Origin of the sequence: Phaeobacter sp. A36a-5a (assembly GCF_037911135.1) — a bacterium.
GTDB classification, from domain to species: domain Bacteria; phylum Pseudomonadota; class Alphaproteobacteria; order Rhodobacterales; family Rhodobacteraceae; genus Phaeobacter; species Phaeobacter bryozoorum.
Genome location: NZ_JBBLYU010000001.1, coordinates 258,429 through 280,618 on the forward strand (window position 1 = coordinate 258,429; position 22,190 = coordinate 280,618).

23 protein-coding genes and 1 tRNA gene are annotated in these 22,190 nt (G+C 59.2%); 10 read left to right on the top strand and 14 right to left on the bottom strand.

What is annotated here, in order from left to right; translation table 11 throughout:
• Positions 1 to 116: 116 nt before the first annotated feature.
• From aroA to trpB, 7 genes are all read left to right on the top strand, one after another.
• Positions 117 to 1,466, top strand: coding sequence for a 3-phosphoshikimate 1-carboxyvinyltransferase (gene aroA, locus WLQ66_RS01240; protein ID WP_340544435.1), 1,350 nt, complete (start codon positions 117 to 119; stop codon positions 1,464 to 1,466).
• On the top strand, positions 1,463 to 2,068 hold the full coding sequence (gene cmk / locus WLQ66_RS01245; protein WP_340544436.1) for a (d)CMP kinase: 606 nt from the start codon (positions 1,463 to 1,465) through the stop codon (positions 2,066 to 2,068). The genes aroA and cmk overlap by 4 nt, the downstream gene beginning before the upstream one ends.
• Before the next feature lie 392 nt (positions 2,069 to 2,460).
• A complete protein-coding gene (gene rpsA / locus WLQ66_RS01250; protein ID WP_340544437.1) occupies positions 2,461 to 4,140 on the top strand; it encodes a 30S ribosomal protein S1 in 1,680 nt (559 codons plus the stop codon).
• A 341-nt stretch (positions 4,141 to 4,481) separates the two neighbouring features.
• On the top strand, positions 4,482 to 4,766 hold the full coding sequence (ihfB, locus tag WLQ66_RS01255) for an integration host factor subunit beta (RefSeq protein WP_008560927.1): 285 nt from the start codon (positions 4,482 to 4,484) through the stop codon (positions 4,764 to 4,766).
• On the top strand, positions 4,766 to 5,116 hold the full coding sequence (locus tag WLQ66_RS01260; protein ID WP_340544448.1) for a lipopolysaccharide assembly protein LapA domain-containing protein: 351 nt from the start codon (positions 4,766 to 4,768) through the stop codon (positions 5,114 to 5,116). Before ihfB ends, WLQ66_RS01260 begins: the two co-directional genes overlap by 1 nt.
• 6 nt (positions 5,117 to 5,122) lie before the next feature.
• Positions 5,123 to 5,773, top strand: a complete 651-nt coding sequence (locus tag WLQ66_RS01265) for a phosphoribosylanthranilate isomerase (protein WP_340544449.1) — start codon at positions 5,123 to 5,125, stop codon at positions 5,771 to 5,773.
• A gap of 135 nt (positions 5,774 to 5,908) precedes the next feature.
• Positions 5,909 to 7,162: a tryptophan synthase subunit beta gene (trpB, locus tag WLQ66_RS01270; RefSeq protein ID WP_340544450.1), complete on the top strand. Its 1,254-nt coding sequence runs from the start codon at positions 5,909 to 5,911 to the stop codon at positions 7,160 to 7,162.
• 93 nt (positions 7,163 to 7,255) lie between these two features.
• Here trpB and WLQ66_RS01275 read toward each other — a convergent pair whose 3' ends face one another.
• The 7 genes from WLQ66_RS01275 to WLQ66_RS01305 form a co-directional block, all read right to left on the bottom strand.
• Positions 7,256 to 7,639 (bottom strand): DUF2237 family protein, encoded by a 384-nt coding sequence (locus tag WLQ66_RS01275; protein WP_340544451.1) that lies wholly within the window; start codon positions 7,637 to 7,639, stop codon positions 7,256 to 7,258.
• Between the two features lie 9 nt (positions 7,640 to 7,648).
• Complete coding sequence (locus WLQ66_RS01280) at positions 7,649 to 8,812, bottom strand: serine hydrolase domain-containing protein (RefSeq protein ID WP_340544452.1); 1,164 nt, start codon at positions 8,810 to 8,812, stop codon at positions 7,649 to 7,651.
• 77 nt (positions 8,813 to 8,889) lie between these two features.
• Positions 8,890 to 9,642, bottom strand: coding sequence for an aminoacyl-tRNA hydrolase (pth, locus tag WLQ66_RS01285; RefSeq protein ID WP_340544453.1), 753 nt, complete (start codon positions 9,640 to 9,642; stop codon positions 8,890 to 8,892).
• Between the two features lie 200 nt (positions 9,643 to 9,842).
• Complete coding sequence (locus WLQ66_RS01290) at positions 9,843 to 10,472, bottom strand: 50S ribosomal protein L25/general stress protein Ctc (protein WP_340544454.1); 630 nt, start codon at positions 10,470 to 10,472, stop codon at positions 9,843 to 9,845.
• A 128-nt stretch (positions 10,473 to 10,600) separates the two neighbouring features.
• Complete coding sequence (locus WLQ66_RS01295) at positions 10,601 to 11,764, bottom strand: alpha-hydroxy acid oxidase (protein ID WP_340544455.1); 1,164 nt, start codon at positions 11,762 to 11,764, stop codon at positions 10,601 to 10,603.
• Between the two features lie 153 nt (positions 11,765 to 11,917).
• Entirely contained in the window at positions 11,918 to 12,709 is a 792-nt protein-coding gene (gene trpA / locus WLQ66_RS01300; RefSeq protein ID WP_340544456.1) for a tryptophan synthase subunit alpha, read from the bottom strand.
• 108 nt (positions 12,710 to 12,817) lie between these two features.
• A complete protein-coding gene (locus WLQ66_RS01305) occupies positions 12,818 to 13,330 on the bottom strand; it encodes an acyloxyacyl hydrolase (RefSeq protein ID WP_340544457.1) in 513 nt (170 codons plus the stop codon).
• Positions 13,331 to 13,627: 297 nt separating this feature from the next.
• Between WLQ66_RS01305 and ychF the strand changes: the two genes are divergently transcribed.
• The 3 genes from ychF (at position 13,628) to WLQ66_RS01320 (ending at position 16,067) form a co-directional block, all read left to right on the top strand.
• Positions 13,628 to 14,725 carry a redox-regulated ATPase YchF gene (gene ychF / locus WLQ66_RS01310; RefSeq protein ID WP_340544458.1) on the top strand — a complete coding sequence of 366 codons (1,098 nt, stop codon included), beginning with the start codon at positions 13,628 to 13,630 and terminating at the stop codon, positions 14,723 to 14,725.
• Positions 14,726 to 14,879: 154 nt separating this feature from the next.
• The gene (locus tag WLQ66_RS01315; protein WP_340544460.1) at positions 14,880 to 15,800 is read left to right on the top strand and encodes a nucleoside hydrolase; all 921 of its coding nucleotides are present in this window, start codon (positions 14,880 to 14,882) and stop codon (positions 15,798 to 15,800) included.
• Positions 15,801 to 15,977: 177 nt separating this feature from the next.
• Positions 15,978 to 16,067, top strand: a tRNA-Ser gene (locus WLQ66_RS01320).
• 612 nt (positions 16,068 to 16,679) lie between these two features.
• Here WLQ66_RS01320 and WLQ66_RS01325 read toward each other — a convergent pair.
• The 7 genes from WLQ66_RS01325 to WLQ66_RS01355 all read right to left on the bottom strand — a co-directional run bounded on the left by WLQ66_RS01325 (position 16,680) and on the right by WLQ66_RS01355 (position 22,189).
• The gene (locus WLQ66_RS01325; protein WP_340544461.1) at positions 16,680 to 17,357 is read right to left on the bottom strand and encodes a DUF2461 domain-containing protein; all 678 of its coding nucleotides are present in this window, start codon (positions 17,355 to 17,357) and stop codon (positions 16,680 to 16,682) included.
• A 9-nt stretch (positions 17,358 to 17,366) separates the two neighbouring features.
• Positions 17,367 to 17,711 (bottom strand): TfoX/Sxy family protein, encoded by a 345-nt coding sequence (locus WLQ66_RS01330; protein ID WP_340544463.1) that lies wholly within the window; start codon positions 17,709 to 17,711, stop codon positions 17,367 to 17,369.
• The gene (locus WLQ66_RS01335; protein ID WP_340544464.1) at positions 17,711 to 18,109 is read right to left on the bottom strand and encodes an MAPEG family protein; all 399 of its coding nucleotides are present in this window, start codon (positions 18,107 to 18,109) and stop codon (positions 17,711 to 17,713) included. The genes WLQ66_RS01330 and WLQ66_RS01335 overlap by 1 nt, the downstream gene beginning before the upstream one ends.
• Before the next feature lie 12 nt (positions 18,110 to 18,121).
• Complete coding sequence (locus tag WLQ66_RS01340) at positions 18,122 to 18,508, bottom strand: VOC family protein (protein ID WP_340544466.1); 387 nt, start codon at positions 18,506 to 18,508, stop codon at positions 18,122 to 18,124.
• A 67-nt stretch (positions 18,509 to 18,575) separates the two neighbouring features.
• Complete coding sequence (locus WLQ66_RS01345) at positions 18,576 to 19,811, bottom strand: RNA polymerase sigma factor (protein WP_340544467.1); 1,236 nt, start codon at positions 19,809 to 19,811, stop codon at positions 18,576 to 18,578.
• Positions 19,812 to 19,815: 4 nt separating this feature from the next.
• Positions 19,816 to 20,322, bottom strand: a complete 507-nt coding sequence (locus WLQ66_RS01350; RefSeq protein WP_340544469.1) for a YciI family protein — start codon at positions 20,320 to 20,322, stop codon at positions 19,816 to 19,818.
• 262 nt (positions 20,323 to 20,584) lie between these two features.
• Positions 20,585 to 22,189, bottom strand: coding sequence for an amidohydrolase (locus WLQ66_RS01355; protein ID WP_340544470.1), 1,605 nt, complete (start codon positions 22,187 to 22,189; stop codon positions 20,585 to 20,587).
• Position 22,190: the final 1 nt, after the last annotated feature.

Consider the following 22,190-nt stretch of genomic DNA (forward strand, 5'->3'; position numbering starts at 1 on the left):
CCGCTCGACGAACACGATATTCTGCCGGGAATGGCGGCAGCGGGAAAACACGCTGGACCGAAACCGAGCGATTGGGTAGGTCCAATTGTGAACGCTAGCATTTCGAAAGGTTCCTCATGTCCGGACACGGTACGCCCATCCCGATGACCTCGCACCGCGCCGATCCGCTGACCGGCATCGCTGAGGTTCCAGGCGACAAGTCGATTTCGCATCGCTCGCTGATCCTTGGGGCGCTGGCCGTTGGCGAGACCAAGATTTCGGGCTTGCTGGAAGGTGAGGATGTCCTGGATACAGCCAAGGCGATGCAGGCGATGGGGGCGGAGGTCATCAACCATGGTGGCGGAAACTGGTCGGTGCATGGCGTCGGCGTCGGTGGTCTGGCCGAGCCGGATCAGGTGATCGACTGCGGCAACTCCGGTACGGGCGTACGCCTGATCATGGGGGTTATGGCGACCTCTCCCATCACAGTGACATTTACCGGCGATGCCAGCCTCAACAAGCGGCCTATGGCGCGGGTGACCGATCCGCTGGCCCTGTTTGGTGCGCAGTCTGTTGGCCGCTCGGGCGGACGTCTGCCGATGACGATTGTCGGTGCCGCGGATCCAACCCCCGTGCGCTATACCGTTCCAGTTCCCTCGGCGCAGGTGAAATCCGCAGTCTTGCTGGCCGGTCTGAACGCACCCGGAAAGACGGTGGTGATCGAGAAAGAGGCGACCCGCGACCACTCTGAGCGCATGCTGGCAGGCTTCGGCGCCGAAATCACTGTCGAGGATACCGATGAGGGGCGCGTTATCACGCTGACAGGACAGCCCGAATTGAAGCCGCAGGTCATTGCGGTGCCGCGTGATCCTTCCAGCGCGGCCTTCCCGGTATGTGCTGCGTTGATCACTCCCGGATCTGATGTGCTGGTCCCCGGTATCGGCCTGAATCCGACGCGGGCGGGGCTGTTCTACACGCTTCAGGATATGGGCGCGGATCTCACCTTTGAAAACATGCGCGAAGAGGGTGGGGAGCCGGTGGCCGACCTGCGCGCACGCTATTCGCCCGAAATGAAGGGGATTGATGTTCCGCCAGAACGCGCCGCCTCGATGATCGACGAATATCCGGTTCTGTCTGTGGTGGCGTCTTTTGCCACCGGCAAAACGATGATGACCGGTGTGAAGGAGCTGCGCGTCAAGGAAAGCGACAGGATCGACGCGATGGCCCGTGGCCTGCGGGCCAACGGAGTGATGGTCGAGGAGGGCGACGACTGGTGGGCGGTCTCTGGTCTCGGTCCGGAAGGTGTGCCCGGTGGCGGCACCTGCGAGAGTTTTCTCGATCACCGCATTGCAATGTCCTTCATGGTCATGGGCATGGGAGCGCAGAAACCGGTGACGGTTGACGATGGCACGCCAATTGCCACCTCCTTTCCGATTTTCACGTCCCTGATGACCGGTTTGGGGGCACGGCTAGAGACACCGTCATGAGCTTCACGGTCGCAGTTGATGGCCCCGCTGCTGCGGGTAAGGGCACGATATCGCGGGCGGTTGCGGCTCATTTCGGCTTTGGTCACCTGGACACCGGGCTGCTCTATCGTGCCGTTGGCGCGCGGATGCTCGCAGGTGATAAGCCGATTGAGGCCGCGCTTGCGCTGCTGCCTGAGGATCTTGAGCGCCCTGAACTGCGTACGGCACAGGTGGCCCAGGCCGCCTCAAAGGTTGCTGTGATCCCTGAAGTGCGCGCGGCCTTGGTCGATTTTCAACGCGCCTTTGCCCGTCGGGCTGGCGGCGCGGTGCTGGACGGGCGGGACATCGGCACCGTGATCTGCCCGCGTGCGCAGGCAAAGCTTTTCGTGACGGCAAGCGCCGAAGTGCGCGCGCAGCGACGTTTGCAGGAGCTGATGGCTGCTGGAAACCCCACCAGCTTTGCCGAGGTGCTGGAAGATGTGAAGGCCCGCGATGCACGCGACACAAACCGTTCCGAGTCGCCTCTGAAACCTGCCAGCGATGCGGTGATCCTGGACACCAGCGCGTTGAGCATCGAGGAAGCTGTGGCGATGGCCATTGCAGCCATTGAGGCACGCCGCTAGCGGCCGTTGGCAATCCCTAATCCGCAGTTTGCAGGGCAGATCAGATAGCCATGTCACGGCGATAAGCCGCTGTTGCGTCCCATGGCAGAGCGAAACCTCGCGTGTTTTTGCTCGTTCCAGCGGTTATTGTCGGTGTGCCGGCCCGTCCTTTGCGGAGATTTATGACGGTTTCCCTTGCGCCGAAGGGGGAATCCGCATACTAAGCGCGCTGTCACTATAGAGGCGGTTAACGCACGGGCGGCATTCTGAGCAGGGTCGGGGCATACCTCGGCCCTTTGTGTTTGTCTGATCAGACCGGCATGTGCTGCGCCTCATACGGACCAATCTTCAAGACCGGCGGAGACAACCGCCCGGCCAGATAAAACCGATTTGTAAAGGAAACCTGAGACCACATGGCTCAAGACACATCGATGGAGGAATTCGAAGCCCTCCTGAACGAAAGCTTCGAAATGGACACACCCGAAGAAGGGTCTGTCGTAAAAGGCAAGGTCATCGCAATCGAAGCGGGCCAGGCCATCATCGACGTCGGCTACAAAATGGAAGGCCGCGTTGAGCTTAAAGAATTCGCAAACCCTGGCGAAGCTCCCGAAATCTCTGTTGGCGACGAAGTAGAAGTCTTCCTGCGCGCTGCTGAGAACGCCCGTGGCGAAGCAGTTATCTCCCGCGAGATGGCCCGCCGCGAAGAAGCATGGGATCGCCTGGAAAAAGCATACGCAGACGACCAGCGCGTCGAAGGTGCGATCTTCGGTCGTGTCAAAGGCGGCTTCACCGTCGATCTGGGCGGCGCAGTTGCATTCCTGCCCGGTTCGCAGGTTGACGTGCGCCCCGTGCGCGACGCTGGCCCGCTGATGGGTCTGAAGCAGCCGTTCCAGATCCTGAAGATGGATCGTCGTCGTGGCAACATCGTTGTGTCCCGCCGTGCGATCCTCGAAGAGTCCCGCGCCGAGCAGCGCGCCGAAGTTATCGGCAACCTGTCCGAAGGCCAGGCAGTGGACGGTGTCGTCAAGAACATCACCGAATACGGTGCGTTTGTTGACCTGGGCGGCGTTGACGGCCTGCTGCACGTCACCGACATGGCATGGCGCCGTGTGAACCACCCCTCCGAGATCCTGTCGATCGGCGAAACCGTCAAGGTTCAGGTCATCAAGATCAACAAAGACACCCACCGCATCAGCCTCGGCATGAAGCAGCTGCAGGAAGATCCGTGGGATCTGGTTGGCGCCAAGTACCCGCTGTCCTCCGTGCACAAGGGTCGCGTCACCAACATCACCGATTACGGTGCATTTGTTGAGCTGGAGCCGGGTGTCGAAGGTCTGGTTCACGTCTCCGAGATGTCCTGGACCAAGAAGAACGTCCACCCGGGCAAGATCGTCTCAACTTCCCAGGAAGTCGACGTCATGGTTCTGGAAATCGACGGTGCCAAGCGCCGCGTGTCTCTGGGCCTCAAGCAGACCATGCGCAACCCGTGGGAAGTCTTTGCTGAGACTCACCCGGAGGGCACCCAGGTCGAAGGCGAAGTCAAGAACATCACCGAATTCGGTCTGTTCATTGGCCTCGACGGCGACATCGACGGCATGGTTCACCTCTCCGACCTCAGCTGGGACGAGCGCGGCGAAGACGCGATTCAGAACTACCGCAAAGGCGACATGGTTTCGGCCGTTGTTTCCGAAGTGGATGTCGAGAAAGAGCGTATCTCGCTGTCGATCAAAGCCCTGGGCGGCGACAAGTTCGCAGAAGCCGTGGGCGGCGTGAAGCGCGGCTCCATCGTGACCGTGAACGTCACCGCCATCGAAGAAGGCGGCATCGAAGTGGAATACGAAGGCATGAAGTCCTTCATCCGCCGCTCCGATCTGTCGCGTGACCGTGCCGAACAGCGCCCTGAGCGCTTCTCGGTTGGTGACAAGGTTGATGTGCGCGTGACCAACGTGGACAGCAAGACCCGCCGTCTGGGCCTGTCGATCAAAGCACGCGAAATCGCGGAAGAAAAAGAAGCTGTCGAACAGTACGGCTCCTCGGATTCCGGCGCATCGCTGGGCGATATCCTCGGCGCAGCGCTGAAAACAGGCGACTGATTTCAGCAGCCAGCCTAGGCTGACGAGTATGAACGGTCCTGCCCTGTTGGGTGGGGCCGTTTCTTTTTGTCGCAGGCCAATCGTCTCTCCCGTGGCGGCAGGCGGGGGGAAAACACCGCCGGGCCTGACTGCGAATCACAAAATCTGTCCCCACCCTTGCAGATGAATCCGGCGTGCCCCATCTCTGCTTTGTGGGTGAAAGCCGCCTGAACGAGCCTAATGATAGGCAAACGCTGACTTATTTGCGGGGCAGGCCCGTATCCACTGTTCCCGGTTTGAGGTTTTGTACCTATAGTCGGTGGATAGAAACTGTGCCTAGCTTGGCTTGGGAGGGCCGAGAGATGATCCGCTCGGAATTGATCCAGAAGATTGCAGACGAAAACCCGCACCTGTATCAGCGTGATGTGGAGCGGATCGTGAATACCGTGTTCGAAGAGGTGACCGACGCAATGGCGCGCGGTGATCGTGTGGAGCTGCGGGGCTTTGGCGCCTTTTCGGTGAAACAGCGGGATGCGCGGGTTGGTCGCAATCCCCGTACCGGCGAAACGGTCCATGTTGAAGAAAAACACGTGCCGTTCTTCAAGACAGGTAAACTCTTGAGGGATCGCCTGAACGGAAAAGCCTGATGCGCTATATTCGCTATGCCTATCTTGGGGTGATTGCTATCGCTCTTATCTCTGTTTCTTTGGCGAATCGGGGGCTGGTTGAACTCAAACTGATGCCCACGGCTTTTGCCGAACTTCTGGGATATAATTTTCAGATCACGTTGCCGCTGTTTGTGGTGGTTCTGGGTGGCATTGCGGTTGGATTGATCATCGGCTTCATCATCGAATGGCTGCGTGAACACAAACATCGCCGCGAAGCAGATCTGAAGGCTCGCGAGGCGAAGAAGCTCTCGCGCGAGGTCAATCGCCTGAAGAAGCAGAAACACGAGGGCAAGGACGAGGTCCTCGCTATTCTCGACGAAGCGAGCTGACGCCCCATGGACATTCGGGTCAAGATCTGTGGGCTGAAAACGCCGGGCGACATCGCGGCTGCGGCTGAGGCGGGCGCCGCCTATATTGGTTTCAACTTCTTTCCGAAATCCCCCCGGTCTGTTACCCCGCAGGAGGCGGCAGTACTTGCTGTTGAGGCGCCGATGGGCTTGTGCAAGGTCGCGTTGGTGGTCAATCCGGATGACGCCCTGCTGGATGAAATCACCAGTGTTGTACCATTGGACATGATTCAGTTGCACGGGCAGGAAACGCCGGAGCGGGTTGCGCAGGTCAAAGCACGCTACGGCCTGCCGGTGATGAAGGTTCTAGGAGTCTCGAATGCTGAGGATATCCAGGGGATCGAAGTCTACGAATCCGTTGCGGACCAGATTCTCGTCGATGCCAAGGCGCCGAAGGGGGCCGTTCTTCCCGGCGGCAATGGGGTCATCTTTGACTGGGGTCTGCTGGCGCGCAAGAAATACTGGCGGCGGCCCTGGATGCTGGCAGGCGGCTTGACGCCTGAGAATGTCGCCGAGGCGATCCGGGTCACCGGCGCGCGTCAGGTCGATGTGGCCTCCGGTGCAGAGAGCACGGTTGGCGTGAAGGATCCGGCCCGCATTCGTGCATTCTGTGAAGCCGCCGGTGCGCCACGCCGCTGAGCGGCACCTTGGCTCCGGCGATCCAACACCAGCGCCGCGACATTGCGCATCAGCCTCGATAATCCGCTGCACCTCTCTTTACCCGGGGCAGGCTGCGCTATACTCATATCGAGCGCCGCGAAGAAGGAAAGAACCATGGCCGAAGATCTATTCAACAGCTTCATGAACGGTCCTGACGAACAGGGACGGTTTGGTATTTTCGGGGGACGGTTTGTCAGCGAGACCCTGATGCCGCTGATCCTCAGCCTGGAAGAGGAGTATGATCGCGCCAAGGATGATCCAAGTTTCTGGGCGGAGATGGATGACCTTTGGAAGAACTATGTGGGTCGCCCCAGCCCGCTCTATTTCGCCGAGCGGTTGACGGACCATCTCGGCGGTGCCAAGGTTTATCTGAAGCGTGATGAGCTGAACCACACTGGCGCGCATAAGATCAACAATGTTCTGGGGCAGATCCTGCTCGCCCGCCGCATGGGCAAGAACCGGATCATCGCCGAGACGGGCGCCGGGCAGCATGGTGTTGCAACAGCAACGGTCTGCGCTAAGTTCGGCCTGAAATGCGTGGTCTATATGGGCGCTCATGATGTGCAGCGTCAGGCGCCCAATGTCTTCCGTATGCGGCTTCTGGGTGCTGAGGTGATCCCGGTCACCTCGGGGCGTGGAACGCTGAAAGATGCCATGAATGACGCGCTGCGCGACTGGGTGACCAACGTCCACGACACCTTTTACTGCATCGGGACGGTGGCTGGCCCACACCCCTATCCGGCGATGGTGCGCGACTTCCAGGCGGTGATCGGCAAAGAGGTCCGCTGGCAGCTCGCGGAGCAGGAGGGGGAGGGTCGCCTGCCTGACACTGTGATTGCGGCCATCGGTGGCGGATCGAACGCCATGGGCCTGTTCTACCCCTTCCTTGATGACAAATCGGTCAACATCATCGGGGTCGAGGCCGGCGGCAAGGGGGTTGACGAGAAGATGCAGCATTGCGCATCTCTAACTGGCGGTCGCCCGGGGGTGCTTCACGGCAACCGAACCTACCTGTTGCAGGACGACGACGGGCAGATCCTTGAGGGCTTTTCGATCTCTGCCGGACTGGACTACCCGGGGATCGGGCCGGAACACGCCTGGCTGAATGATATCGGCCGCGCCGACTACGTCTCCATCACCGATAAGGAGGCGCTGGAAGCGTTTCAGCTGTCCTGTGCGCTGGAGGGGATCATCCCGGCGCTTGAGCCAAGCCATGCACTGGCGCATGTGATGAAGATCGCACCGGATCTGCCAAAAGACCATATCATCGTGATGAACATGTGTGGTCGTGGCGACAAGGATATCTTTACCGTCGCCCGTCACCTCGGCTTTGACATGTCTGACACCGAAGGCCGCGACAGCGACTGAACCTGCCACAATGCGCGAATAATCAAGAAAAAGGCGCCTCGCATCGCGGGCGCCTTTATTCGTGGCTCTAGGCTCGCAGGCGGTTCGCTGCGCCTAAGAGGTTTCCCCTGATGCAGCATGGTTTTTCAGCACGCTGAGCGGAACGATCTCCAAAGCACGCTTATGTGTCGCCGCAAGGTTGACCTGTGGTGCGCAACCTTCGTCAGCCGCCTGAAGGAAACGCGCGGCACAAAGGCACCAGCTGTCCCCGGCCTTCAGCCCGGCAAAGCCGAATTCGGGGCGCGGTGTGGAGAGGTCATTGCCGACGTATTTGGAATAGGCCAGAAACTCATCCGTCATCACCGCGCAGACCGTATGGCTGCCCTGATCCTGCGCGCAGGTGTTGCAATGGCCGTCACGAAAGAACCCGGTCATCGGAGCGGTGGAACAGGAGGCCAGGGCTCTCCCGAATACGTTTATGCTGTCGTCTTGGTCCATGGTCGGATCCTACAGAGATTTGGCAAGGGCCCGCAGTATTCTGACGTTTTCATCAGCGACACCGGGATCACGGAACCGCCGATCAGCGCTGGTTACCACAATCACCACCTCGCGGGCCTGATTGATATAGATATACTGCCCGTAGACCCCTCTGGCCAGAAATTCGCCCGGTACGGCATTCTTGGGGATCCACCATTGAAACCCATACCCGATACGACCGGCCTTTGTCGGCGCCGATGGCCGGGTGGAGGCGGTGATCCAGGCCTGCGGAACCACCTGGATGCCGTTGTAGTGGCCGTTCAGGGCAATCATCTGACCAAAGCGTGCATAGTCTCGCGTGGTCTGGTTGATCCCTCCCAGCACAAAGGCAACGCCCTCGCCATCCGTCAGATAATAGCCCGCCTGTTCCAGGCCGAGATGCCGCAGTATTTTCTCTGACAGAAGGTCCGGGACGGTGCGGCCCGTTGCCCCGCGGATGACCATTCCCAGCACATGGGTGTCGATGGAGACATACTGCCAGGCCTCGCCCGGGGCTCCGATTGTTTCGGTCAGGCCGGCGGCGAACTCATCCAGCGTGCCGCCAAGCGCCAGCGTGCGCCCCATACGGTTGATGTCGGAGTTATAGTCCAGATAATCCTCGTTGAACTTAACTCCGCTGGCCATATTCAACACATTGCGGATGCTGGCCCGCTCATAGGCACTGCCCTTCAGCTCGGGCGCATACTCGATGACAAGATCATCGAGCGAGCGGATCTTATCCTCCTGCAACAGAATGCCCAGCAGCGCCGAGAGGTAGCTCTTGGCCATCGACCAGGAAATCCGCAGATCACCCGGTTCGGTCCCCTGATAATAGCTTTCGTGACGAAGCTGACCGCCCTTCAGTACCAAGAGAGACGTAACCGTCCGCTCATTGATCCAGTCTTGGGCGCCGGCTGGCAGTGTCATTTCGACGCCGCGCGGTAGGGGGCTGACCGCAGTGTCGCCACGATCAAGGGGGACCGTCAGGAATGCCGCCTCCATATTTGAGAAATTAGAAACAATACGATCTGCATCAAACAGCCTGTTCACGGCCATCAGACGGCTCAGCGACTCTCGCTGCCAATAGGCAAGGGCGGTCGCGCAGATCAGTAAGGTTATCAGAAAATAGGAAAATAGCTCTAAATATCGACGCATAAAAATCCTCCTCGGGCGCGGCTGAGCCTAGCCAGCCGGAGCCTGCCCGCGCAAACAGGACGCAACGGAAACTTTAATTACTTGAACTTGTTCAGCAGCCGCTCCATGGCGGATGGCTGGGGTTGATTGCCGGTGTCAGTTCTATCGGCTTGTGAAGGCTGGGAGGGCTGCGACTTGGCCGTGTCTCCGGATTTTGCCGCTTTTTCCGAAGGTACGGCAGCTTTCTGCCCCTTTGGCGCCGACCCGGCGCTCGAGCTGCGCGGTGGAGCCACGCGCAGGGCAACGGCATTCATGAATTTTCCGCCATCTCCCGCCGCCAAATGGGCGGCGCCGTCGGAGATACCGCGCATTAGATCATCGAGCCAGACCTCATCTGCCTTCGCGAAATCGCGTAGCACATATCCTGCAACGGCGTCCTTGTGACCCGGGTGACCGATACCGAGCCGCACGCGACCGTAATCTGCACCGATATGAGAATGGATCGAGCGCAGCCCATTATGGCCTGCATGGCCGCCACCCTGTTTCACCCGCGCCTTCCCCGGTGCAAGGTCCAGCTCATCGTGCAGGACAATCACATCGACGGGGGCGAGTTTATAGAACCGCATAGCTTCGCCGACGGACTGACCGGACAGGTTCATAAAGGTCTGCGGTTTCAGCAGCAGGACTTTGGTTCCGCCAAGCACACCTTCACTGATCTGGGCCTGGAACTTTGATTTCCAAGGCGAAAACCCGTGGTCGCTAGCAATCTGATCCAGCGCCATAAAGCCGATATTGTGCCGGTTGCCTGCATATTTCGCGCCGGGGTTTCCGAGGCCAACAAAAAGTTTCATGGACAATTCTACGATGTGTTTGGTGTGGGGCTCTATCTCATCAGGCTACATGGCGCGTTTGCGAAAAAAAATCCAGCCCCTGACGCGATTCGACATCCGTTTGAAAGGTGGCGACCTGCCAAGACTGCCGCCCATATCTACAAAAAAAAGCGAGGCCAAAGATGGCCTCGCTTCATCGTTCCGGACATTTCGGTCGGAGCTTATTCTTCTGCGGCCACTTCGGCTTCGTCTTCAGACGCTTCGTTGTCAGCGGACTTCAGGCCCGACGGAGCGGAGATGTTGGCTACAACGAAATCGCGGTCGATGGTCGGCTTTGCGCCTTCCGGCAGTTTGATTGAGGAGATGGTGACGGTGTCGCCAACATTCAGACCGTCAAGATCAACAACCAGCTTCTCGGGGATGTCGCCAGCGGTCACAACCAGCTCAACCTCGGGACGGACGGCGGTCAGAACGCCGCCACGCTTGATGCCGGGGGCTTTGTCTTCGTTGATGAACTCTACGGGAACGAAGAGATTCACCTTCGAGGTGCGACGCAGACGCATCAGGTCGAAGTGTGTCGGCAGGTCCTTGACAACGTCACGCTGAACGTCGCGGCAGATCACGCGCACGTCTTCCTGGCCTTCCACTTTCAGGTTCCACAGGGTGGACTTGAAGCGGCCGGCTTTCAGTTTTTTCAGCAGTTCGTTGAAGGGGATCTGGATCGACATCGGTTCGGCATCGCCACCGAAAACAACACCAGGAACCATGCCAGCACGACGTGCTGCACGAGCGGCGCCCTTGCCCGACCCCGTACGTTCTTGGCAAACAAGATCAGGAATCTGACCAGCCATGATAATTCTCCAATTTGATAATGGGGGTGCCTCCAAGGCTGTCACCCCGCGTGAAGCCGTGCGCATAGACCGGATTGGCTGATATTGCAAGTCGCAAACCGGAAATACGGCTGTCGCCGCGCCGTATGTTACTGCCAGCGCCCGCCGAAATCTTCGGGGATCAGCAGGTTGTGACGACCCAGATTGGCGACAGATTTCTCACCGCATAGCGCCATTGTTGTATCCAGCTCCTTGTGCAGCACCTCCAGTGCCCGGGTGACGCCGGCCTGTCCCATAGCGCCGAGCCCGTAAACAAAGGCGCGCCCGATCATGGTTCCCGTCGCGCCAAGGGCAAGTGCCTTCAGGATATCCTGGCCGGAGCGGATGCCGCTGTCCAAATGAACCTCGATCTGATCGCCTACAGCCTCCATGATTGCAGGAAGCATCTGAATGGAGCTCAGTGCGCCATCCAACTGGCGGCCACCATGATTGGAGACCACGATCGCGTCGGCACCAACTTTTGCTGCCATCCTGGCATCTTCTACATCTAGAATTCCCTTCAGGATGACCTTGCCATCCCAAAGCTCGATCAGCTTGGCAATCTTCCCCCAGTCGAGCGAGGGGTCGAACTGTTCCGCTGTCCAGGCACCCAGTGACGAGGCGTCCGAAATCCCGTCCACATGGCCGACGATATTGCCGAAGTTACGCCGCTTGGCGCCCAGCATCTGCAGGCCCCAGGTCCATTTGGTCATCAGGTTGGCGATGGTCTTTGGGGTCAGCTTCGGCGGTGCGGAAAGGCCGTTTTTCAGATCCTTGTGCCGCTGGCCAAGAATTTGGAGGTCCAACGTGATTACCAGTGCGGAGCATTTGGCGTCTTTTGCACGCCGGATCAGACGACGGACATAATCCTCGTCCTTCATCGTATAAAGCTGAAACCAAAAGGGTTTTGTCGTAGCCTCGGCCACGTCCTCGATCGAGTTGATGGACATTGTCGACAGCGTGAACGGCACGCCGAAAGCCTCGGCGGCGCGGGCTGCTTTTATCTCGCCATCGGCATGTTGCATACCGGTCAGACCAACCGGCGCGAGGGCAACAGGCATCGACACTTCCTGCCCGATCATCCGGCTTGCGGTGCTGCGGCCAGCCATATCGACCGCCACCCGTTGGCGCAGTCGAATCTTTTCAAAATCGCTGGTGTTGTCGCGAAAGGTCTGCTCGGTCCAGCTGCCACTTTCTGCATAATCATAGAACATGCGCGGGACACGCCGTTCATAGATGCGTTTCAGATCGTCGATATTGGTAATGACTGGCACGGTGTCATCCTCGCCCTTGCTTGGTAATAATTTATTACCAATCCATCGGGTGAGATGCAATGCAGGATGCTCGCGCGCGGATGTGACCGGCAAAAAAGCCGCACCCGATGGGATGCGGCCTGATGATTGTTGGCGGCGATCAGCTGATTGCGATCAGGCAGCGTGTGCCCCGTCAGAGAGAGACTTTACGAAACTGAGGACCTCGGCGACGGATTTGCCTGCGCCAATCTGGCCGACAATGGCAGAGCCGACCACCGCGCCATCGGCGACGGAGGCGATGGCCTTTGATTTTTCAGGCGTATTGATGCCAAAGCCGACGATAACAGGCAGATCGGTATTGGCTTTGATCCGCGCCACTTCCGGTCCGACATTGGTCGCTTCGGCTTCGGCTGCACCTGTGATCCCGGTGATCGAGACGTAATAGACGAAACCGGAGGTGTTTTGCAGGACGCGGGGCAGGCGCTTGTCGTCGGTGGTAGGAGTGGCCAGTCGAATGAAATTCAGCCCTGCCTCCTGCGCGGGGAGGCACAATTCGCTGTCTTCTTCCGGCGGCAGGTCAACCACGATCAACCCGTCGATGCCAGCTGCCTTGGCGTCTTTGAGGAACTTATCAACGCCCCGGCTATAGATAGGATTGTAGTATCCCATCATCACGATGGGTGTGGTGTCGTCTTCGGCGCGGAACGCACGCGCCAGCTCAAGTGTGCGCTCAAGGGTCATACCGGCTTCCAGCGCGCGCTGTCCGGCCAGCTGAATGGTCGGGCCATCGGCCATCGGATCGGTAAAGGGTAGGCCCAGTTCGATCACATCGACGCCCGCCGCGGGCAGCCCCTTTACCAGTTCAAGCGAGGTGTCGAAGTCAGGGTCACCCGCCATGACATAGGCGACAAAGGCCTTTTTGCTGGCAGCTTTCAGTTCGGCGAATTTGGCATCAATGCGGGTCATGATCGGGCCTTTTGAATGTGTCCGCTTCGGTGTGCCGAATGTTGCGGCGGAAATCAATCCCGCTCGCCTTATTGCCACGCTGCTCCTCCGCCAGGCGGGCGCCTGCCTCTAGCCCTTGAAGGGGACGTGCCAGCGTAGCAGAAGCGAATTTACCCCGGGGTTGATATCGGCTGTGGATGCGTTTGATTTATGGGTCAGCGCCAGCGACAGAGATTTGCCATTTGCGAATTCCTTGCCAAGGGCGATTGCGCTGCGAATTTCAAATGTTGAGCCCAGATCGTTGAGCCGGACACTCTCGGCGTAGGCACCGGGCATTACGCTGGTTTCAATGAACCAGCCGCGCTGGAGATGCCACGTGCCGACCGCACCTGCGCCGATGAACAGATCGCCAGTGGTTTGCAAATCAAGTGCGGCACCAAAGGCTGCGTCGAAGTTGCCACGCTGCCAGAACGCATCATGCTGGTACTCCACCGAGATCAATGCGCTATCCTCTGCCCCTTCACGGGAAAAGCTTGAATATCCTGCACCAAAGATCCAGTCGGCGGCAGCCGAAGGGAGGGCGCTGGCAAGCGTCAGGGCGCAGGCGAGGGGCGTCGCGGTAACGAAGGTGCGTAATGTCATTGTCAATAGTCTCGTTTTGGTCAGCCTAGCTGAAATGAGCCGTTAAATCATAAGAATGTCTACCTTCTGGCGGGGCAAAGGGATCACATTCCGATCAAAGGAACGCGAGTGTCGCCAATTGGTTGCACCTTGTTTTGAAATTTTCCTTGCTCAGAACCTCCGCATCGGGACTAGGTCTTCACTGCTCTTTGCACCAGCCTCGACCGGGGCGCTTGGCGGAGGGGGCGGGAGATGCGCGCTTGCGTCACTTCGAAATGCTGCCTAGAAGCACCTCCCAAGTGGCATCAGGAGGCCGAAATGGGCTTTAAAATGGGAATCGTGGGTCTGCCGAACGTCGGCAAGTCGACTCTGTTCAACGCATTGACGAAAACCGCATCGGCGCAGGCGGCGAACTTTCCGTTTTGCACGATCGAACCGAATGTCGGTGAAGTCGGCGTGCCCGATGCCCGGCTGGACAAGCTGGCGGCCATTGCGGGCTCTAAACAGATCATCCCGACGCGGATGACATTTGTTGATATCGCAGGCCTGGTCAAAGGCGCTTCGCAGGGCGAGGGTCTGGGCAACCAGTTTCTCGCCAACATCCGCGAAACCGATGCCATCGCCCATGTCCTGCGCTGCTTTGAAGATGGCGATGTGACCCATGTTGAAGGGCGCGTTGACCCGGTTGCCGATGCCGAGGTGATCGAGACTGAACTGATGCTGGCCGACCTAGAAAGCATTGAAAAACGCCGCGCCAATCTGGTGCGTAAGCTGAAGGGCAACGACAAGGAAGCTCAGCAGCAGGACCGCCTTCTGGCGGCGGCACAGGCGATGTTGGAAGATGGCCAACCCGCGCGCCTGGTCGAGGTCGATGCAGAGGATGCCAAGGCCTGGAAAATGCTGCAACTGCTGACAACCAAGCCAGTGCTTTATGTCTGCAACGTCGGCGAGTCGGAATCGGTCGAGGGCAACGAGCATTCGGCCAAAGTGGCGGGCATGGCAGCGGCTCAGGGCAACAGCCATGTAATCATCTCCGCCCAGATCGAAGAAGAAATCAGCCAGCTGGAGCCGGAGGAAGCAGAGATGTTCCTCTCCGAAATGGGACTTGCCGAGGCTGGTCTCGACCGGCTGATCCGTGCAGGCTACCAGCTGTTGCACCTGGAGACCTATTTCACCGTCGGCCCCAAGGAAGCACGTGCCTGGACCATCCGGTCCGGTACTGCGGCACCACAGGCGGCGGGCGTCATCCACGGCGATTTCGAGAAAGGTTTCATCCGCGCTGAAACCATCGCCTATGACGATTTCATCGCCCATAACGGCGAACAGGGTGCCAAGGAAGCGGGCAAGATGCGCGCCGAGGGCAAAAGCTACATCGTCAAGGATGGCGATGTGCTGCACTTCCTGTTCAACACCTGATCTTTCTGCTCTCCGCGACAATATTGGTGCCCGTCTTCCAGTGAAGGCGGGCATTTTCTTGATACAGCTGTTGTCTATTCCTGAAAGTGGCAGGCTTGAGTTGCCGCTAACGGAAATGCTAAACCCGCACGATTAATTAGTCGGAAGGATAAAAATGACAAAGCTGATCATCGACACGGATCCCGGTATCGACGATGCCATGGCGATTTTCTATGCGGCCGCGGCCCCGGATATCGAGCTACTCGGGCTGACGACAATCTTTGGCAATGTGACCACCAAAACGGCCACCCGTAACGCGTTGCGTTTGCTGGAAGCTGCGGGTCTGGACCTGCCTGTCGCCCACGGCGCCGAGACCCCGCTGGTGCTGCCGCCGTTTACGCCCTCTGCCCATGTGCATGGCGCCGAAGGGTTTGGCGACATTCCGGCCAAGACGCCGAAAGGGCAAGCTCTGGAGGAGGATGCAGCTGACTTCCTGATCCGCATGGCGCGTGAGCACAAGGGTGAGCTGGTGATCTGTCCGATTGGTCCGCTGACCAATATCGCCCATGCGATTCAGCGCGACGCCGAGTTTGCAAAAAATGTGAAACGGATCGTGATCATGGGTGGCTCGCTGGAAGAGGGCGGCAATATCACCCCCCACGCCGAAGCCAACATCTATCACGACCCCCACGCGGCCGACGTCGTCTTCGGTTCCGGCGCGCAGGTTGAGATGGTCGGTCTGGATGTCACGCATCGCATTCTGTGCACCGCCGAGGATTTCTCCGCCATTGCCGCGCAATCCCCGGAGCTGGGTGGGATGTTGCAGGAAATGTCAGTCTTCTACCTGCATTTCTATGAAACCGTCGGCAAGTTTGACGGCTGCTCGCTTCATGATCCGGCCGCAGTCATTGCCTGCACGCATCCTGAGTTGTTCACGGCGCGCTCGGTTGCAATGGAGGTGTCCTGCGACGGTGAAACGTCAGGCGAAACCCGCCTCGCCACAGACAGCGACCGCAAGCCGATCGACGTCTACATGGCAGTTGACGCCGATGCGGTGAAAACTCTGTTCCTGAAGCGGCTTGCCATCCTGCCCTGAAGCGGTGCGCGACGACGGTTTCCTTCGTCCGAACAGCGTCTCACATCGCCCCGCTGCAGCACGCCTGCGGCGGGGCGATTGCTGTTTTTGTCCCCCTGGTCAAGGGCTGCAATTTTTTTGCCGAAAACAGCATTTCGCCCTTGTTCTTGGCTTGGTTGCGCTGATAGACGGGTCAGCGGAGACGTGGCCGAGTGGTCGAAGGCGCTCCCCTGCTAAGGGAGTAGGCCCGGAAGGGTCTCGTGGGTTCGAATCCCATCGTCTCCGCCATCTTCCTCAATATTGTCGTATTCTGTTTCTCTTAATGTTGGGGTGGAATAGGGCGCCCACGATGGATTTCCATCCGGCTGATGAGCCGCACATATTGGGGATCGCTCTGCCCTGAGGGCCGTGAATGTGGTCCTCTTGACCACCTTCGCTTTCGCGTCGGGCGCCGGTATCGCAGGTGCAGGCCGCGCGAAACGGTCTGGATCAGCCTGTGTCTTGGATCGAGCGGCGGGCTGCCACTATCTCGCTCAAGGCGCCATGCTCCAAGCGGACAACGTCGGCAATCGCGCCGGAATCCTCTCTGTGTCCGTGAAGCAATCCGCTTACCGGTCGCGCTCGGCTGTAAGCACATGGCCATGGATGCAAATAGTCGTTCACCGAGGCCTTCGCCAACCGACTTGGCGGCCGGTCGCCCGATATGGTTTTGCGGCGATAAGCAAGCCGAGTAAATTCATTATGGTCACCGCGCCACGCTGAGATCGGCCTCCGCTCTGCCGCCGTCTATCGGGCTCTGTCATCTAGAGGTGCTTCAGGCCTATCAAATGACGCGCGTCAACCGCCTGTATTCCCACACAAGTGTCATATTGCGACCGTGCCGATGATACTGCGGATTCTTTAGCAGGGGCCGGTAGGGGAACCGATGTCGGAAAGCAGGTCAAATACCGGGATGAGCTTTTGAAACGTCGCAGTGCTACGTTCGACGAGATTTGGCTCCGTGACAAAGGCTGTGTCGGTGATGTCGATCCATGCGGCAAACCCCTTGCGTCGCAGTGCAACCTCGTTCGGATGATCCTTATCAAAACCTTTGGGGACCCGTTTCAGGTCCGGCTCACCGATGCGGATACCTGAGGCACGCAGTTCGTCCGTCAATGCGATCAACTCGGCCCCTTTAGGACCCGCCATCGCCCTGCGGAAATTGGCGAGTGCTTCGTTGTCGTATTGAAACACGCCACAGCCCAGCGTCAGCTTCTCAGGCGAGAGACCGAAGAACCACATGGGCGGCTGCGCTGTTGTTCTTTCTGGTCTCAAGGCGACGTGGATATGAGCGTTGTAGGGCGTCTTGACCTTGGAGAAGCGGACGTCGCGATGGATACGGAAGATCTTGCTGCTATGCGGTTGACCGGTCAGCGCACCAAGTGCGCTCTCCATGTGAGCTGCAAAGACCTTGGTGGGATCTTTGATGCAGTGTTCATATGTCGTTTTATGTGCCGTGAACCAGTCTTTGGTGTTGTTCGCCTTCAGATCGCGCAGGAATTGCAGCGCATCGGGGCTGTAGCTGTCGAATGTATTCATGATTGTCCCTCAATTTTTGGCGGGCAGGGCTGCTTCATGTGCCAGGCATTGCTGCAGCCAGCGCTTCATCGCGGGGTCCGGGCAATCGGCCTCATCTACCAGGATGAAGCCACCCAGCTTGCGCTTGCCGTGGATGACGACGCGGGCCGTCGGGTCTGCAAGGGCGGCCGCTTCGTTCTCCTTGCCGATACGGAACATAAACCGCCCGACACCATCTTTGTGCCGTCGCGCACCGCAAAGCATATTGCCGTTCAGGAAAAAACACACACCGCCCATCATCCGCTTTTCAGTGATCCCCACATGCGCGGCGAGTGCGCCGCGCATGTGTTGGCTAAGGCCTTCGTCATAAGGCATCAGGCAGCCCCAAATAGTTGCCACAGGATGGCGATGGCGAGCATGAACATCGCCAAGGTTGTCAGCGCGGCACCGACGGCGCGCCCTTTGCTATCCGCCGATGCAAGCAGGCCAAAGTAGTGGATGAGCCGCGCCAGGATGAGCACGGCACCGCAGAGGGCCACCAGCCAAGCTGCGGTTCCGGCGATTTCAGCACCGGCGAGGGCCAGAAGCGCAAGCGGGACATATTCGACAAAGTTGCCATGGGCCCGGATCCGACGCAGCAGCACATCATCGTCACCATGCAGCAGCAGGATGCCGGTTTTGGCCCGGCGCACCCCGACCGAGATCGCCATCGGGATGCTGAGAAGGACGAAAATCGCCGTTACGGCCAGCGCGATCTGTGGTGTTTGTTCCATCTGAGCGCGTCCTTAGGCCGGGTTCTGGGCATAGGTGATCACTGCAAAGCGGGCGCCCTGCGGATCTGTGAGCGTTGCCATGCGACCGACACCGGGCATATCCATGGGGGCTTGCAGGACGGTTGCGCCTTTGGCCTTTGCGGTGGCCACGCAGCTGTCCACATCGGCAACGGTAAAGAAAATCGTCCAACTTCCGCTCTCCTCGGGCATGGGAGAAAAACCGCCAATCGCCGTTTCGCCCACCGCAATCGCCGAGTAGCTGGACCCGTCCTGCATCGGCATATTGTTGATCGTCCAGCCTAGCACCTCCTGATAAAAGGTTTTGGCCTTCTCCTGATCCGGCCCGGAGTGCCCGATCCAGCCGGCGTTTCCAATTGCTGTCATCTCAAGAATGCTCATATGTCTTCTCCCTGTTTGCCTGCCCGAATGCAGGTCTGACCCAAGGACGCATGACCACTCCCAACCCCTACACGTCGGGCAGTTCTTTTTTGCTGAGCGCGATTTTTCCTTGAACGGCGGCGCGTTCCGGTGCTGTCGGGTTGAGTGAAAGCGCTGCTTCAAACGCCTTGATGGCCGCTAGATGATTGCCGGTGTCCTGCAACAGCCGGCCTCTCATGGCATGAAACCAGCGGTATTGCGACAGATCGTCAGCCAGCGGCTCCAACGCGGCCAACGCGTAGGCAGGGCCTTCAATCCGTGCCTCGGATGCGATGAGGTTGAGACGCACAACGGGCGAAGGCTGCAGGGCATAGAGCGCGGCGTAATGCGCAGCGATCAGTGACCAATCGGTCTCTTCTGCGGAGGGCGCGCGGGCATGGACCGCAGCAATCGCGGCCTGAATGATGTAAACCCCCCGATGATTGATCCTCTGGGCCTTTTGTAGCAGCGCCGTCGCCTCGGCGATTTGGGAGAGATCCCATCGGCTGCGGTTCTGATCCTCCAACGGGACGAGCTGGCCATCAGCATCCATGCGCGCGTCACATCGCGAATGTTGAAACAGCAGGAGCGACAGAAGCGCCGCCTGCTCGCCCATGGCCGGGAACAGGTTTGCCAGCAGACGAGCGAGGCGGATTGCCTCTTCGCAGACTGTGAGCTTGATCTGGGTCTCACCACCAGAAGCCGACCAGCCCTCGTTGAACATCAGGTAGACCATCAGCGAGACCTCACCCAGCCGCGCGCCCCGCTCCTGCGGGCTGGGCGTTTCAAAGGCGACGGTACCACTGGCAATTTTCTTCTTCGCGCGGGTGATCCGTTGTTCCATGGCCTTCGGTTTGATCAGGAAGCCGCGTGCAATTTCCGCAACGCTGAGCCCGGCGACGATCCGCAGCGCGATGGCAATCTGATCGCGCCGTTCCAGCTCCGGGTGGCAACAGATGAACAACAGGCGCAGGACGTCATCGCGCAGTTCATCGGGATCAGGGGGTGCCTCTGTCATGGGTTGAAACTCTGCACAGTGCCGCGCAAGGATGGCATGGTGCCGCTGGGACTTGCGCAGCGCGTCGAGCCCCGCGTTGCGGGCGGTGGCCAGCAGCCAGGCCAAAGGATCACGGGGTGCGCCGATGTCCGTCCAGACCTTGAGGGCTTTGAGACAGGCCTCTGCAAAGGCGTCCTCCGCGATATCTATATCGCGGAAGTAGCGGGTCAGCGCGGCCAGCGCCTGCGGACGCTGTCTGGTGATTGTTGCTTCTAGCCAGTCCGACACATGCCTATTCCGACGAAATCGCACCTCCAGCCCAGGCCACGGGCCGCACTTCTAGCCGAACCACCGGGGATGAGATCATCTTGGCGTGGGTTAGAGCATCGTCCAAGTTTTCAAAGTCGGCGGCGTAAAATCCCAGGAAACTCTCTTTTGTCTCGGCATAGGGCCCATCCACAATCAACGGGGGGTGATCGACCACCGGTGCAGGGTCAAGCATCACTGCCGAGGTTGGCGGCATCAGCTTGATCGAGATGAACTCCCCTCGTTTCTTCAGTGCCTCCTGCAACGCGCCATGTCCGGCCAGCACTTCGTCCTGCCGTTCTTTGGGGAGTGTTTCAAAAAGCCCGGCTTCTCCGTAGATTGTAATTGCATAGATCATGGTTTTCTCCAGTGCACTGATCACATGCTGCAAGAACGCGCGGGCCAATGCAAATCCGACAATACCTGCGTGGATTTCTGAAAAAAGATGATTGCTGGTCGCGCGGCTGGATCGCGAACCCTTGTAATCGCCCATGACGCTGCGCTTGTGCGGCGGGTATTCTAGCAGGTCTGCGTCCTATTGGTTCTTTGCAACGCTTGAGCGTGGCATCCCCTCCCAATGCAACAGCGCAATGGAGATGAGGCATGTTGCCGGCGCACACGTATACGAGATTGGGTAATTGCCAAATGCAAAGCTGCTGCAATCTGTGTCCTCGGCTATGGTCTCTCTGAATAGGTTGTGAAGGGATCAAAAATGAACCCGTCACGACCACAGTCACACAGACCTCGTCGGAGGGTCAGTCTCCCGACACCATTTTGCCCGCTCGAATTGTCGCCGTCACTTTCAAATCCAGAAGGTTCTCTGAGGCCGCAATCGGATTGCCTGAGAGAACTGCAAGATCGGCGCATTTTCCCGGCTCTATTGATCCACGAATATCTTCCTGGAAGACCTGCCAGGCCGCGTCTATCGTTTGTGCCCGCAGGGCCGAGAGGACGCTGATTTTCTGGCTTTCCCCGAGCAGCCGCCCGCTTGATGTGGTGCGGTTGACGGCGCAATGGGCCAGATGCAGCGGCCTGGTTGGCGTTACGGAGGCGTCATTGTGCAGGGTGTAGCGGACCCCAAATCGCTCGGCCGACGCGGCGGGGGACAGGCGGCTGGCGCGCTCGGGGCCGAGAAACGTACTGTAATGGCGATCGCCCCAGAAATGGATATGGGCCGAGAAGAAGCTGACCGTGATGCCAAGCTCAGCCATACGGCCAAGCTGGTCGTCGCGCAGGGTCTGGCCGTGAATGATCGTGTGGCGGTGATCCGCGCGCGGGGTGTCGGCCAAGGCGGCGGCCACGGCATCGATGAACATGTCGGCCCCGGCATCACCGTTGCAGTGGCAATGGATCTGGTGGCCGAGGTCATGCAGTTTCCTGACTTCGCGGCGGTGTTCCTCAGCCGCCACATAGGGCATCCCGCAGGAATGTTTCGGGTCAATTGGCCGGTGATAGGGCGCAGAGAGATAGGCGGTCTGAAGCTGGAATGCCCCATCGGTAAATAGCTTGCGCGGGCCAAGGGTGAAATGCCGATTGCCGGGCCAGTCGAGAGTGTCCCAAAGCCCCGGTTCAAGCTCTCCAATGGGCAGCAGCATCAGGTCGATACCGGGATCTTTGTCTGGCCCGAGCGAGGCAAAATGCTCCAGCATTACCCGCGAGGTCCAGGCGTTCTGCGCATAGGTCACGCCATGGGCGAGGTAATCGTCGCGGCAGACCGCGAAACCCTGCCAGAATCTTTCGCGATTGATCAGGAAATCGGTATCGCCCATTTCGCCCATGGCCGACAGGCCTTCGATGAGACCTGTCAGCGCGCCGTCATCCCGGCGGCCATAGCGGCCGCCCAGTGGGTCCGGCGTATCGCGTGAGATGCCGCGCATTTCAAGGGCGGCAGAGTTCGCGACGCCATTGTGGCCCGAGGCATGAAGCACCCAGATGGGATGATCTGTGGACACGTCGTCCAGTTCAGCCCGGGTCGGCATCCGACCCTCGGCGATTGCGGTGTTGTCAAAAAGAACCCCCATGACCCATTCGCCTTTTGGGGTGTCGGCTGCCTTGGCACGCAGGCGGTGCAGCGCCGTTGCCATATCGATGCAGTCGCCACGTGGCGGTGACGCAAGATCGACACGGAAAAGCGCAATGAACCCCGGATCGGGAAAGTGCCCATGCGGGTCGATAAAGGCCGGGATAAGCGTCTGGCCCTGCAGGTCATGGAGCCGCGTGCCGCCGGGCATCTGGGCGCGCAGGACGGTTTCGTCGCCGACGGCACGGATCAATCCGCCTTCGGTCAGCACCGCCTCGGGCTGAGAGTTTTCGGCGTCCATCGTCAGGATGGTGCCGTTGGAATAAAGCGTGGCTGTCATT